Source organism: Caballeronia sp. AZ10_KS36 (assembly GCF_023631105.1).
In the GTDB taxonomy this organism is placed as follows: domain Bacteria; phylum Pseudomonadota; class Gammaproteobacteria; order Burkholderiales; family Burkholderiaceae; genus Caballeronia.
This window is the reverse complement of sequence record NZ_JALQDQ010000013.1, coordinates 1-13,240: the sequence shown is the minus strand read 5'-3', so window position 1 is coordinate 13,240 and position 13,240 is coordinate 1. Positions and strand designations below refer to the sequence as shown.

The following is a 13,240-nucleotide window of genomic DNA, read 5'->3' as shown; positions in this document are numbered from 1 at the left end:
ATTGAATCGAATACGGGCGGCTCAAGTTCGTTTGGAGCGCAAATTGTAATGAATCGGCATCCGTTTGGCAGCGCCAATATTTATCGTAGTTGGTTTTGAGATAAGCGGCGGATTTCGTCTGTAGAGCGCGGCACAGCCGATGCTATATCCCTTGCACGGCGCGACGTGCGCCTGGAACCAGGAGACAGCCATGAAAGCGACCGCAGCGATCGCAGGCGCCCTTCTCGCGCTTGCCAGCACCGCCTCCCTTGCGCAGGAAATGACGCGCGACCAGATGAACCAACGCCCGCAAACGCAGCAGCAGGGGCAGAACGCCTCGCCCGGCGGCGCAAACGATGCGTCGCAGGGCGGCGCGCCTTCCGGCACGTCCGGGAGCGGCACGCTGATGGAAAAGCGCGAGCAAGGCATGTCGCCGGATACGTCGCAACAGCCGGCGCGTGGTTCCAAGTCCACCGGGACGATGAAGCAATAACGCGCGCGCCGTTCTACCACGCCTGCGCAGCGACGCCGGAAGGCGAACCGGCGTCGCTGCGTGCCTGTTAGGGAGCCGAATCTTTGACTCGTCGACGGGAAACGTAAAGGATCGTTGCCGACTGCGCGAATAGGAAAAGTCCTGCTGTATTTTGTCCGGCGAGCCGATTTAATGCCGCATTCTTCTGAACGAATGAGGCACGCAGCATGAAAGACCTGCACATTTCCGTCGACGCGAACGGCCGCGCAACCCTGTCGCACTCCATGCACATCAAGGAGCATTGCCTGAACCGTGCGCGTCTCTTGACGTCGCTCGTCAATATGGTCGCGGCGCCCGGCGGCTTCGAGCACTTCTGTTCGTACCCGGAGTCGATGCGCAGCGACATTCTGAGTCTTCTCCACTCGATCGCCGAAGAGCAGATTCCGCTGATCTCGGCGCTGGAAGAACACACCGCGCGCGCGTCGTACGACCGCGGCGTGCAGGCCGCCCGCGAGTTCCTCGTACAGGAGCAGGCAGCCAATTCCGCGCTGCACTTCGACGCCGAGAACCACCAGCCGGAACCGCTTGCCATCGCGCATTGAGCGACGGATTGGTCGCATCGAACGCGCTAATCGTCGGTGATGAATCGAGCCGCACGCACCAAGTCGTGCGGCCATCATCGCTTCGCGCTTGGAAATCGAAAACGACAAGAAGAAACCTCATGCTCGCACGAAAAGCCTGCTTCGCTCTGCTGCTTCCCTTAACGGTTCTGACGCTGACCACGCCTGCCTTTGCCAAGTACACCGAAGAGTGGATCGGAAGCGGCAACGTCACGCGCTCGCAGACGGCGCCGCGCGCCAGCGACAAAGCGACCTCCGCGTCGAGCGCGGCAGCGTCGCGTGCGCCTTCGCAGCCGGGCCGGCCGAAAGCGCCGCTGACAGCTTCACCGTTCGACAAGGATCCGATCGCCGCCTATGCCGACGATCCGATCGCCGAGTTCGCGCGCCCTCGGTCCAAGCGCAATCATCTTTAATGCTGCGCGCTGTCGCAGGAGGCGCGCTGCCATCGCCCGCCCTGCCATGTGCGCGACGGTTTGCGCATTATCAGAAGCGCGGACGTGCAGGCAGGCCACCCCTTGCGACGCCTCTTATTGCAACAACGCGAGCAGCGATGTACGCAAGAAAGCCCGCGATCAGCAATGAACTGCTGGATCGCGGGCTTTCGCTTGTGCGCGCCTTTAGCCGATGAGATCGGCGGGCAACTTGCCGCCGTTCGCGGCGAGCGCCTGCATCAGTTGCTTGTGCAACCAGATGTTCATCGAGGCGGAGTCGTTCATGTCGCCGCTGTACTTGAGTTCCGTGGCGAGTTGCTTGCGATGGTCGAGACTGCTGTCGACGTCGAGCAGCTTCATCATGTCGACGATGGAAACGCGCCAGTTCAACTGCTGGCTGCTCTCGCTCGCCAGTTGATCCATCACGGCGGCGACGTCGATGTCGGACAGCGGCGCGGGAGCGGCGGCTGCCTCGACGCTTGCCTGCGGCGCCGGGTCCTGCGCGGCGACGGGCGCCGGGTCGGCAGGTTTCGCTTTGTGGAAGATCTTGCCTACGATGTCACCGAAGATGCTCATGTCTGTGTCCTTTGCGAGTTAGCTACGGAAGTGCCGGCCGCTTGCCGGTCAGCGACGGGACGCGGCGACGGCTGCCGGAGGCTTTAACGCCGGGCGCTTTGGGAAGTTGACTCGTTGGCACAAAACGGGACGGATTTTGATGAATAGTTGCAGTGGTGATTAGGAGTGCAATCTAGGCTGAAGACGCGTGCGTGGCGTTTCATGAGGAAGGCGATTACTTTCTCCGGGACCGTTGCAACCATGCTTGCGACACCGGCATGCCCTGTCGAGCCTCGACAAAAGCAAAAATCCCGCAAGCCGATAGGCTGTGCGGGATTCGGGAATCGTTCTGGCGGAGAGAGGGGGATTCGAACCCCCGATAGGTTTTACCCTATACACGCTTTCCAGGCGTGCGACTTAAACCACTCATCCATCTCTCCGGAAGACTGCGATTATACCAAGTTCCCGCCGCCCGCCTAGCCCCTACGGGTGACGAATGTAGTCGACGAGCGCGCGCGTGTACTCGTCCGGCTTGCGGTCGACGAGACTCACCGCAATCGCCACCGCGAAGCCGGCCGGCACGCCGAAGACGCCCGAGCTGATCGGCTCTATGCCGAACCAGCGCGGCCCGTCGAAGCCCGTCAGGTGCGTGAAGAACGGATACGTCGACACGATGTAGTACACGCACACGATCAGCCCCGCGATCATCCCCGCGACGACGCCTCGCTGCGTCGTGCGCTTCCAGAACACGCCGAGGACGAGCGCCGGAAACAGGCTCGACGCCGCCAGCGAAAACGCCGCGCCCACGAGAAACAGGATGTTCCCCGCATTGAGCGACGCGACATACGACGCAAGCAGCGCAACACCGAGCAGCAGTATTTTCGAAATCGTGACGCGCCGCTGGCTCGTCGCGCGGCGATCCACCATGCAGTAATACACGTCGTGCGACAGCGCGTTCGCGATGGTGAGCAGCAGGCCATCCGCCGTCGAAAGCGCCGCGGCCAGCGCGCCCGCCGCAATCAGTCCGGACATCACATAAGGCAGGCCCGCGATTTCGGGCGCGGCGAGCACCACCATGTCCGGCTGCATCTGAATGCCGGCCCAGCGCACGACGCCATCGCCGTTGATGTCGCCGATACGGATCAGATACGGCTCGATGTGCCGCCACTGCGTCACCCATTGCGGCAGCTCCGCGAAGCGATGTCCGACGAGCCCCGTCAGGATCTCGTGCTTGATCAGCACGGCGAGCACCGGCACGGTCAGATAAAACAGCGCGACGAAAAAGAGCGTCCAGCCGACCGAGCGCCGCGCCGATGCCACGGACGTAGTCGTGTTATAGCGCGTGAGAATGTGCGGCAAGCTCGCCGTGCCGATCGACAAGCACAGGATGAGCGAGAGGAAGTTCAACCGGTGCGCCCGCGCGCTGCCCTGCTCCGCCGTGCCGGAGGAAGACGCGAACGCATCGGTCAGCGGCACGGGGGCGGCAACGCGCTCGCTCAACGCATCGCGTTCGCGCGACCACTTGGCCTGCGCATCGGCGGGATCGCGCGGAAACGACGCCAGTTCGCGCTCGCGCTCGCTGATCTCGCGCAGCGGGCCGTTGTGCCGACGCAAATCGGCGATTTCGGCGACGAGCCGCGCGTGCTCGTCGAAGAACGATCGCGGCAGCGCATCGATCCGCTGCTGCGCGCGCGCCGCCTGACGCCCGAGATCGGCGCGGGCGCGGGCTTCGTCGGGCGACACGGCGAGCGCGCGTTCGAGCGTCTCAACGCGCTCCATCACGCGGCCATAGTTGAACTGCGGAAACCAGCCGAGCCCGTCGCGATGCGCAATCATCGACACGGGAATCAGCATCGCGCTGATCAGGATGATGTATTGCGCCACCTGCGTCCACGTCACCGCGCGCATGCCGCCGAGAAACGAGCACACGAGAATGCCCGCGAGCCCGCAGAAGATGCCGATCGAAAACTCGATGCCGATGAAGCGCGACGCGATCAGCCCGATGCCCTGAATCTGCGCGACCAGATAGACGAACGAGCACAGGATCGCCGCGATGGCCGCGAGCCCGCGCACGAGGTTGCTCGAAAAGCGCGTGCCGAGAAAATCGGGAATCGTGTAGCGCGCGAGTTTGCGCACGTACGGCGCGAGCAAGAATGCGACGAGGCAATAGCCGCCGGTCCAGCCCATCATGTAGGCGAGGCCGTCGTAGCCGCTCGCATAGATGGAGCCGGCCAGTCCGATGAACGACGCCGCCGACAGCCAGTCCGCCGCCGTCGCCATGCCGTTGAACGCGGATGGCACGCGCCGCCCGGCCACATAGTATTCGACGAGATCCGACGTGCGCGAGAGCAGGCCGATGACCGCATACACGGCAATCGGCACGAACAGGAACACATAGCCGACCCACATGCCCGCGCCGGCCGTGCGCTCGATACGCTCCATCAGGAAGATGAACAGCAAAAAGCCGAGCGTATAGAGCGCGTAAGTGACGATGAGCCGGTTGGTGAGCTTCATCGTTGGCCGTCGTCACTCGCTTGGGCGTCTCCGACGGCGCGCGCGAGCCGCGCATCGGCGAGTTGCATCAGCACGATATAGACGGCGATCAGCGTCACATAGACGAGAATCGCGCCCTGCGCGCCGAAGAAGAACGGCAGCGGAAACCCGGCGATGCGCACGTGCTGCAGGCGCTCCGCGAAAAGCGGCACGCAGAACGACACCACGAATCCGACGGCAAGCAGCACTGCGATCAGCGCGACATTGAAGCGCCAGTACGCGCGATGCGCGCGCGCCGCGGCCGCCGGGACGCGCGGCGGCGGGGCAAGCGTGGGATTGAGCGGATCGGCGGGCGTGACCATGCGGTTATGTACCAAAACCGCGTGGCATCGGCAATCGGGATCGACCGCCGCTTATCGGGCGGCGGTCGTTTAGAACAGCTTCAGCGGGCTTCGCCCAGTTGATCGAGAATCGCGGGATTCTCCAGCGTGGACACGTCCTGCGTGATCTCCTCCCCCTTCGCGAGCGAGCGCAACAGACGCCGCATGATCTTGCCCGAGCGCGTCTTCGGCAAGTTCTCGCCGAAGCGGATGTCCTTCGGCTTCGCGATCGGCCCGATCTCCTTCGCGACCCACGCGCGCAAGTCGTTGGCGACCTGCTTCGCTTCGTCGCCTTCCGGACGCGCGCGCTTCAACACGACGAACGCGACCACCGCTTCGCCCGTCGTGTCGTCGGGACGTCCGACCACGGCGGCTTCCGCGACCATCGGATTCGCGACGAGCGCCGACTCGATTTCCATTGTGCCGAGGCGATGCCCCGAGACGTTGAGCACGTCGTCGATGCGGCCCATGATCGTGAAGTAGCCGGTCTCCTTGTCGCGGACCGCGCCGTCGCCCGCGAGATACAGCTTGCCGCCGAGTTCTTCCGGGAAGTAGCTCGTCTTGTAACGGTTCGGATCGCCCCAGACGTTGCGCAGCATCGACGGCCACGGGCGCTTCACCACCAGAATGCCGCCATGCCCGTTCGGCACGTCCTGCCCGGTTTCATCGACGATCGCGGCCATGATGCCCGGCAGCGGCAGCGTGCATGATCCCGGCACGAGCGGCGTCGCGCCCGGCAGCGGCGTGATCATGTGGCCGCCGGTTTCCGTCTGCCACCACGTATCGACGATCGGGCACTGCCCGCCGCCGACGTTCTCGTGGTACCACATCCACGCCTCCGGATTGATCGGCTCGCCGACCGTACCGAGAATGCGCAGCGTCGAGAGGTCATAGCTCTTCGGATGCACCTTCGCGTCCGCTTCCGACGCCTTGATGAGCGAGCGGATGGCCGTAGGCGCGGTATAGAAGATGGTGACCTTGTGGCGCTGAATCATGTCCCAGAAGCGGCCCGCGTTCGGATACGTCGGCACGCCCTCGAACATGATCTGCGTCGCGCCGATGGCAAGCGGCCCATACGCGATATAACTGTGCCCCGTGATCCAGCCGATGTCCGCGGTACACCAGAAGATGTCGCCCGGCTTCATGTCGAAGGTCCACTTCATCGTCTGCGCGGCCCACAGCAGAATGCCCGCCGTGCTGTGCTGCACGCCCTTCGGCTTGCCCGTGGAGCCGGACGTGTACAGGATGAAAAGCGGATGTTCCGCGCTCACCCACTCGGGCTCGCACTGCGCCGCTTCGTTTTCGACGATCTCGTGCAGCCACACGTCGCGTCCTTCGTTCCACGCGATCTTGCCGCCCGTGCGCCGATACACGATGACGTCCTTCACCGCGTCGCAGCCGCCGGCCGCGAGCGCTTCGTCGGCGATGCTCTTGAGCGGGAGCGCCTTGCCGCCGCGCATTTGCTCGTCGGCGGTGATGAGCGCGACCGCGCCGACATCGACGAGCCGCTCGTTCAGCGACTTCGACGAGAAGCCGCCGAACACCACCGAATGCGTCGCGCCGATGCGCGCGCACGCCTGCATCGCGACGACGCCTTCGACCGACATCGGCAGATAGATCACGACGCGATCGCCCTTCTTCACGCCGCGCTTCTTGAGCGCGTTGGCGAGGCGGCACACGCGTTCGAGCAGGTCCTGATACGTGACGTTGGTCACCGTGCCGTCGTCGGCTTCGAAGATGATCGCGTTCTCGTTGCCGCGCCCCGCTTCGACATGCCGGTCGAGGCAGTTATACGACGCGTTCAGCTCGCCATCCGCGAACCACGTATAGAACGGCGCGTTGCTTTCGTCGAGCACGTTCGAAAACGGCTTGTGCCACGCTAGCGTCTCGCGCGCGAGCCGCGCCCAGAAGCCTTCGTAGTCGCGCTCCGCTTCGGCGACGAGCGCCTTGTACGCGTCCATGCCCGAAATCGCCGCGCCGGACGAAGCCTTGGCTGACGGCGGAAACACACGTTTTTCCTGAAGAACCGATTCGATCGCAGACATCGACAACCCCTCCGATGGTGATTCCAAAAGCCGGCGGCGCGCTCGACGCTTAAGGTGGGCACGCCGCATGTTATTGAGGTTCGAAAGCGTCACGCGCACGGGCGTTCTCGCCGAACCCTGTCTCCTTTCGACCGGCTCCGCCGTCTCGCGGAAAGCCGGTCACTTGCAACCTTGCCGGCGCGATTCGTTCGAGAATCGCGCGTGCCGACTCATTGCAGCCTGCATGAAGATCAAGATAGGCCGCGCAACTTACCCGCTTCTTACGCGGCCGACGGCTGCGGCACGGGGTATACACGGAGTCGGCGCGGCTTCTACAATGCGTCCCCACAATCGTAACTGAACTCGCCGCGCGCTTGTCGTGCGCTTGTCGTGCACTCGCTGCCGAAATCACAGCTTGAATCGCTACGCCCTCTATCTCATCGCGTCGATGCTGCTCGTCGGAAGCAACGTCGGCATCGGCAAGTCCATCGTCGCGTCGGTGCCGGTGCCGCTCTTCGCGCTGCTGCGCTTCGTCATCGCGCTGGCGGTGCTGTGGCCGCTGCTGCGTCCGTCGAAGATGAGGCGCGTGGCGCGCGCCGAGTGGATCAACCTTTTCTTGCAGGCGCTCTTCGGCACGTTCGGCTTCACGCTGCTGATGCTCAACGGCGTCGCGCGCACGAGCGCGGTCGCGGCGGGCGTCATCACGAGCACCATGCCGGCTGTCGTCGCGCTTTTCGCGTGGCTCTTCCTCAGGGAAAAGCCGGGCGGACGAGCGTTCGCTTCGATCGCGCTGGCGGTCGTGGGCGTCGTCGTGATCAATGTCGCGCACAGCGGCGGCGGCGTTCACGGCGGCGGCTCGCTCGCGGGCAATCTGATGGTGGTCGGCGCGGTCTGCTGCGAATCGCTCTATGTGATCCTGTCGCGGCGGCTGACGCAGACGCTGCCCGCCATCGACATCTGCGCGTACACGCACGGCTTAGGCTTTCTGCTGATGTTGCCGCTCGGCCTGCCGAGCGCGCTCGCGTTCGACTGGCGCGGCGTCGACGGGCTCACGTGGGCGCTCGTCGGATGGTATGCGCTTTCGGCAAGCGTCTTTTCCTTCTGGCTCTGGATGAAAGGCATCCGCCACGTCGCCGGCAGCCTCGCGGGCGTCTTCTCCGCCGTCCTGCCGATCGCGGCGGCGCTCTACGGCATTGCGTTCCTCGGCGAGCGGCCGACGCTCGCGCATGGCGTCGCGCTCGCGTGCGTGATGGCGGGCATCGTTCTCGCGAGCCTGAAGCGCCGCACGCCAGCGCCGCGCGACGAGCGCGAGCGGCGCGAAAGCGGCGTGTAGCGGCACGTAGCGTCACGTGGCCGCGCATTCCATCCGATTGACACAACAGTGCTTGCCGCTGCGTTCAGGCAGGCTCGCGCGGCGACACGCTACAATACCGGGCTTTCCCGGACGGGCCAGAACCGCCCGTTTCACGTTTTCAGCCGTTCACTCTCCGCCGACCGCCCGACCGACACGCCGCCCATGTCCGCTCAGAAGCCCTTCCCCGACTCGCCCGCTCGCCCCGGCCCGATGAAGGCGTTGCCCAGAATCATCTTCATGAGCCGCTGGCTTCAGGTGCCGCTCTATCTCGGACTGATCGTCGCGCAGGGCGTCTACGTCGTCCTGTTCCTGAAGGAAGTCTGGCACCTCGTCACGCACGCGATGACGCTCGACGAAACCAACGTCATGCTGGTCGTGCTCGGCCTGATCGACGTGGTGATGATCTCGAACCTGCTCATCATGGTGATCGTCGGCGGATACGAAACGTTCGTGTCGCGTCTCGGCGTGGAAGGTCATCCCGACGAACCCGAGTGGCTCGATCACGTCAATGCGGGCGTGCTGAAAGTGAAGCTCTCGATGGCGCTCATCAGCATCTCGTCAATTCATCTGCTGAAGACCTTCATCAATCCGGATCAGCACACGTTCCATACGGTGCTGTGGCAAGTCGTGATTCACGTGGCGTTCCTCGTGTCCGCGCTCGTCATGGCGTATGTCGACCGGCTGACCACGCATACGCATCCGCGGCATTTCCACAGCGAAACCGCAACACCCCGAAGCGCACTCGATTGAAGCGTCGAAGAGAACGCAGGCAGTCTTTCGTCCCCAGAGCCCAAGCCATGACCGTCATCAAGCAAGAAGACCTGATCCAGAGCATCGCCGATTCTCTGCAGTACATCAGCTACTACCATCCGCTCGACTATATTCAGGCGCTCGGCCGCGCCTACGAGCTGGAGGAAAGCCCGGCCGCGAAGGACGCCATCGCGCAGATCCTGACCAACAGCCGCATGTGCGCCGAAGGCAAGCGCCCGATCTGTCAGGACACGGGCATCGTCACGGTGTTCGTGAAGGTGGGCATGGACGTGCGCTGGGACGGCGCGACGATGTCCGTCACGGACATGATCAACGAAGGCGTGCGCCGCGGCTATCTGAACCCGGACAACGTGCTGCGCGCGTCGATCGTGAGCCCGCCCGAAGGCGCGCGCAAGAACACGAAAGACAACACGCCGGCCGTGATCCATTACGAGATCGTGCCGGGCGACAAGGTCGACGTGCAGGTCGCCGCGAAGGGCGGCGGCTCGGAGAACAAGTCGAAGTTCGCGATGCTGAATCCGTCGGATTCGATCGTCGACTGGGTGCTCAAGACCGTGCCGACGATGGGCGCCGGCTGGTGCCCGCCGGGCATGCTCGGCATCGGCATCGGCGGCACGGCCGAAAAGGCGATGGTGATGGCGAAGGAATCGCTGATGGACCCCATCGACATTCAGGACATCATCGCTCGCGGGCCGCAGGACTGGATCGAAGAACTGCGCGTCGAACTGCATGAGAAGGTCAACGCGCTCGGTATCGGCGCGCAAGGTCTCGGCGGCTTGTCGACCGTGCTCGACGTCAAGATCATGGCCGCGCCGACGCACGCGGCTTCGAAGCCCATCGCGATCATCCCGAACTGCGCCGCGACCCGCCACGCGCACTTCACGCTCGACGGCTCGGGCGCAGCCAAGCTCGACGCCCCGCCGCTCGACGCATGGCCAAAGGTCACGTGGCAGCCGAACACCGAGACGAGCAAACGCGTCGACCTCAACACGCTGACGCCGGAAGAAGTCGCGTCGTGGCAGCCGGGCCAGACGCTCTTGCTCTCGGGCAAGATGCTGACGGGCCGTGACGCCGCGCACAAGCGCATCGCCGACATGCTCGCCAAGGGCGACAAGCTGCCGGTCGATTTCACGAACCGCGTGATCTATTACGTCGGTCCGGTCGATCCGGTGCGCGACGAAGCGGTCGGCCCGGCGGGCCCGACGACGGCTACGCGCATGGACAAGTTCACCGAGATGATGCTCGCGCAGACCGGCCTCATCTCGATGATCGGCAAGGCCGAGCGCGGCCCGGTCGCCATCGAGGCGATCAGGAAGCACAAGGCCGCGTATCTGATGGCGGTCGGCGGCGCGGCGTATCTCGTGTCGAAGGCGATCCGCGAGGCCAAGGTGCTCGCGTTCGAAGACCTCGGCATGGAAGCCATCTACGAGTTCGACGTGAAGGACATGCCGGTGACGGTCGCGGTCGATTCGAACGGAACGTCGGTTCACAAGACCGGCCCGGCGCAATGGCAGGCGAAGATCGGCAAGATTCCGGTCGCGACGGCGTAAGCATGCGACGCGGACCGCATCGCGCGTGACTTGCGCGGCGCGGCCGGAAAGCCGGGCCGCGCGCCCGGCTTTTCTTTGCAAGCCGCTTTTTCCGATAACGCTTTCCATTCTCACTTTCGGCCGCGACAAAAAATTCCCCCTCAACCTTGGCAGGCCCCAGTCCCAAGGTTTATCTTTCCCCCATGCTCACACGCCCGGAACAAGGACACCTATGAAAGGCGACGCGAAAGTCATCGAATATCTGAACGCGCAGTTGAAGAACGAGCTGACCGCGATCAATCAATACTTCCTCCACGCCCGGATGTACAAGCACTGGGGCCTCGAGCAGTTGAACAAGCACGAATACGACGAGTCCATCGGCGAGATGAAGCATGCCGACTGGCTGATCCAGCGCGTGTTCATGCTCGACGGCTTGCCGAACCTGCAAGACCTGCACAAGCTCCTGATCGGCGAAGAGACCAAGGAAATCATCGAGTGCGATCTGAAGCTCGAACAGATTTCGCAGTCCACCTGCAAGGAAGCCATGGCGTATTGCGAGTCCGTGCGGGACTACGTTTCGCGCGATATCTTCGACAAGATTCTGAACGACACCGAAGAGCACATCGACTGGCTCGAAACGCAACTGGATCTGATCGACAAGGTCGGCATCCAGAACTACCAGCAGAGCATGATGGGCGAGCAATAAGCCGCCTCAACCGATGTCCGCTGTCGTCGCTTCCTCCCCTGCCACGAACGTTCGCGCGCCGGCCGGCGCTAACGCGCCCGTCGGCATCTTCGATTCCGGTCTGGGCGGTCTTTCCGTGCTGCGCGCGGTGCGTGCGGTGCTGCCGCACGAGCGGTTGATCTACGTGGCGGACTCGCTGCACGCGCCCTACGGCGAGCGGGACGACGCGTTCATCACCGCGCGCACCACGGCCATCGGCGAATGGCTCGTCGGACAGGGCGTGAAGGCCCTCGTGGTCGCGTGCAACACGGCGACCGCGCAGTCCATCGCGCACGTGCGCGAGCGGCTGGCGATTCCGCTCGTCGGCGTCGAGCCCGGCGTGAAGCCGGCCGCGGCGGTGTCGAAAACCGGCGTGGTCGGCGTGCTGGCCACGCAGGCGACGCTGCGAAGCGCGCGCTTTCAGTCGCTTCTGGACCGCTATGCCGGCAATTGCCGCTTCATCTGCCAGCCGGGGCACGGGCTGGTGCAGGCGGTGGAACGGTGCGACACGTCGTCGCCCGGCCTCATGGCGCTGCTCGAAAGCTATCTCAAACCGATGCTGGACGCTGGCGCCGACACCCTCGTGCTCGGCTGCACGCACTACCCTTTTCTCGACCGCGCCATCCGGGAGATTGCGGGCGAGCGGCTGCATATCGTCGATACGAGCGTCGCGGTCGCGCGGCAACTCGAACGTCTGCTCGACGCCAGCGGACTCCGAAACGCCGATGCGTCGGTCGCAACGACCCCGCTTTTCTACTCCACCGCCGACGGCGAACCGCAGCGGCAACTCGCCGCCTCGTTGCTGCAAATCCAGGCGGAAGTGCGGTACGCGACTATTCCGAGCGCGTAGTCGCCACAGCGCGCGAAGGGTTGGTTCGCCGCCCCGAGGCGCGCGAAAAGCCGCCTTGCCCCGCCCCGTAAGTCTCCGGCGGGCAAACCCGGCATCCTGTTACAAAAAACCCCGCTCCTCGCTTGCCAAGCACGCGACACTGAATGATAATAATTCGCATTAACGGAAGCTATCGCGAACCATCATGATCGTCTGTGTCTGCAAGTCAGTGTCCGACAGAAAGATTCGCGCCGCCATCGCGGAGGGCGTCGATACGTTCGACGAGCTCCAGTTCGAACTCGGCGTTGCCATGTGCTGCGGGAAGTGCGAGGAAAGCGTGCGCGATGTGATGGCGCAAAGCGGCGTCTGTGCCTCGCACTGCGGCGTGCAGGCGGCGCCGGTCACGTTCTACGAACGCCAGGCCGCCTGACGCATTTGCGCCGGCGCGCCACTCCGTCACGCCGCGCCGGTAGCCAACCGCATTACCTTCTGCAAACCGTTCAGTCCTGTCCGAGGAGAACGAGATGGAATTGCTGATCGGTTTCGTGGCTACCCTGTTCATTTCGCTGCTGATATTTCGTCGATGACTTCGCCCTTCGCTTTCGGGCCAGCTTATGTTCGGGATCTCAGCATCAGGAGCCGTCAGGCAAGCAGACTCTCGAACAACGCCCAAGAATGCAGTCCCCGACCACGTCTTCTGCCGCCTTTTCGCCCGCGCCGTCATCCGGCATCAATCCTCGCATGGTCGCCGCGTGCGCGCTGGTACTCGCGATTCATGCGGCGCTCCTCGGCACCGTGCTGACGATGCGGCACGAAGCGCCGCCGCGCCCCGTGGAGGCCAAGGCGATCACCGCGCAGCTGATCAGCGAGACCCCGCAGCCCGCGCCGCAGCCCGTTGCGGTCCAGTCCCCGCCGACGCCCCAGCCGCCCAAACCCGTCCCGCAACCGAAGCCACAGCCGAAGCTCAAGCCAAAGGCCGAGCCTAAGCCCGCGCCGATGCCGGTCACGCCGGCGCCGTCGCCGATTGCGGCGCCCGCGCCCGAGCCGACGCCGCCGGCTCCTCCCGCTCCGCCGCCGCC

13 protein-coding genes, 1 tRNA gene and 1 pseudogene are annotated in these 13,240 nt (G+C 64.3%); 10 read left to right on the top strand and 5 right to left on the bottom strand.

The genetic code is table 11. The features are described from left to right. The first annotated feature begins 190 nt into the window (after nt 1-190). From NCR35_RS06680 to NCR35_RS06670, 3 genes are all read left to right on the top strand, one after another. On the top strand, nt 191-472 hold the full coding sequence (locus tag NCR35_RS06680; RefSeq protein ID WP_250533740.1) for a hypothetical protein: 282 nt from the start codon (nt 191-193) through the stop codon (nt 470-472). Nucleotides 473-678: 206 nt separating this feature from the next. After that, a complete protein-coding gene (locus NCR35_RS06675) occupies nt 679-1,053 on the top strand; it encodes a hypothetical protein (RefSeq protein ID WP_250533738.1) in 375 nt (124 codons plus the stop codon). Between the two features lie 8 nt (nt 1,054-1,061). After that, nucleotides 1,062-1,484 (top strand): hypothetical protein, encoded by a 423-nt coding sequence (locus NCR35_RS06670; RefSeq protein ID WP_250533736.1) that lies wholly within the window; start codon nt 1,062-1,064, stop codon nt 1,482-1,484. Between the two features lie 204 nt (nt 1,485-1,688). On the opposite strand, the gene NCR35_RS06665 is transcribed toward NCR35_RS06670, so the two are convergent. The 5 genes from NCR35_RS06665 to acs form a co-directional block, all read right to left on the bottom strand. Further along, nucleotides 1,689-2,078 carry a DUF3597 domain-containing protein gene (locus NCR35_RS06665; protein WP_250533735.1) on the bottom strand — a complete coding sequence of 130 codons (390 nt, stop codon included), beginning with the start codon at nt 2,076-2,078 and terminating at the stop codon, nt 1,689-1,691. A gap of 329 nt (nt 2,079-2,407) precedes the next feature. Then, nucleotides 2,408-2,497, bottom strand: a tRNA-Ser gene (locus NCR35_RS06660). 43 nt (nt 2,498-2,540) lie between these two features. Then, nucleotides 2,541-4,571: a sodium:solute symporter family protein gene (locus tag NCR35_RS06655; protein WP_250533734.1), complete on the bottom strand. Its 2,031-nt coding sequence runs from the start codon at nt 4,569-4,571 to the stop codon at nt 2,541-2,543. Then, a complete protein-coding gene (locus NCR35_RS06650; RefSeq protein WP_244848388.1) occupies nt 4,568-4,912 on the bottom strand; it encodes a DUF4212 domain-containing protein in 345 nt (114 codons plus the stop codon). The genes NCR35_RS06655 and NCR35_RS06650 overlap by 4 nt, the downstream gene beginning before the upstream one ends. 80 nt (nt 4,913-4,992) lie before the next feature. Then, complete coding sequence (gene acs / locus NCR35_RS06645) at nt 4,993-6,975, bottom strand: acetate--CoA ligase (RefSeq protein ID WP_250533733.1); 1,983 nt, start codon at nt 6,973-6,975, stop codon at nt 4,993-4,995. Nucleotides 6,976-7,369: 394 nt separating this feature from the next. Here acs and NCR35_RS06640 point away from each other — a divergent pair, with 394 nt between their 5' ends. From NCR35_RS06640 to NCR35_RS06610, 7 genes and pseudogenes are all read left to right on the top strand, one after another. Beyond that, entirely contained in the window at nt 7,370-8,287 is a 918-nt protein-coding gene (locus tag NCR35_RS06640) for a DMT family transporter (protein WP_250533732.1), read from the top strand. 183 nt (nt 8,288-8,470) lie between these two features. Then, a complete protein-coding gene (locus NCR35_RS06635; RefSeq protein WP_250533731.1) occupies nt 8,471-9,058 on the top strand; it encodes a TIGR00645 family protein in 588 nt (195 codons plus the stop codon). Nucleotides 9,059-9,105: 47 nt separating this feature from the next. Then, entirely contained in the window at nt 9,106-10,629 is a 1,524-nt protein-coding gene (locus NCR35_RS06630) for a fumarate hydratase (protein ID WP_250533730.1), read from the top strand. 211 nt (nt 10,630-10,840) lie between these two features. Beyond that, nucleotides 10,841-11,314, top strand: coding sequence for a bacterioferritin (gene bfr / locus NCR35_RS06625; RefSeq protein ID WP_244848383.1), 474 nt, complete (start codon nt 10,841-10,843; stop codon nt 11,312-11,314). A gap of 13 nt (nt 11,315-11,327) precedes the next feature. Beyond that, nucleotides 11,328-12,182, top strand: a complete 855-nt coding sequence (gene murI / locus NCR35_RS06620; RefSeq protein ID WP_250533729.1) for a glutamate racemase — start codon at nt 11,328-11,330, stop codon at nt 12,180-12,182. Nucleotides 12,183-12,366: 184 nt separating this feature from the next. Further along, the gene (locus NCR35_RS06615) at nt 12,367-12,591 is read left to right on the top strand and encodes a (2Fe-2S)-binding protein (protein ID WP_244848381.1); all 225 of its coding nucleotides are present in this window, start codon (nt 12,367-12,369) and stop codon (nt 12,589-12,591) included. Nucleotides 12,592-12,836: 245 nt separating this feature from the next. Beyond that, nucleotides 12,837-13,240 (top strand): annotated as a pseudogene (locus tag NCR35_RS06610) (energy transducer TonB); the annotation flags it as partial.

Bases quoted from the DNA above. Each gene is read 5' to 3' on its own strand.
- NCR35_RS06680 (WP_250533740.1), top strand. From the start codon at position 191: ATGAAAGCGACCGCAGCGATCGCAGGCGCCCTTCTCGCGCTTGCCAGC.
- NCR35_RS06675 (WP_250533738.1), top strand. From the start codon at position 679: ATGAAAGACCTGCACATTTCCGTCGACGCGAACGGCCGCGCAACCCTG.
- NCR35_RS06665 (WP_250533735.1), bottom strand. From the start codon at position 2,078: ATGAGCATCTTCGGTGACATCGTAGGCAAGATCTTCCACAAAGCGAAA.
- NCR35_RS06655 (WP_250533734.1), bottom strand. From the start codon at position 4,571: ATGAAGCTCACCAACCGGCTCATCGTCACTTACGCGCTCTATACGCTC.
- NCR35_RS06650 (WP_244848388.1), bottom strand. From the start codon at position 4,912: ATGGTCACGCCCGCCGATCCGCTCAATCCCACGCTTGCCCCGCCGCCG.
- acs (WP_250533733.1), bottom strand. From the start codon at position 6,975: ATGTCTGCGATCGAATCGGTTCTTCAGGAAAAACGTGTGTTTCCGCCG.
- NCR35_RS06635 (WP_250533731.1), top strand. From the start codon at position 8,471: ATGTCCGCTCAGAAGCCCTTCCCCGACTCGCCCGCTCGCCCCGGCCCG.
- NCR35_RS06630 (WP_250533730.1), top strand. From the start codon at position 9,106: ATGACCGTCATCAAGCAAGAAGACCTGATCCAGAGCATCGCCGATTCT.
- bfr (WP_244848383.1), top strand. From the start codon at position 10,841: ATGAAAGGCGACGCGAAAGTCATCGAATATCTGAACGCGCAGTTGAAG.
- murI (WP_250533729.1), top strand. From the start codon at position 11,328: ATGTCCGCTGTCGTCGCTTCCTCCCCTGCCACGAACGTTCGCGCGCCG.
- NCR35_RS06615 (WP_244848381.1), top strand. From the start codon at position 12,367: ATGATCGTCTGTGTCTGCAAGTCAGTGTCCGACAGAAAGATTCGCGCC.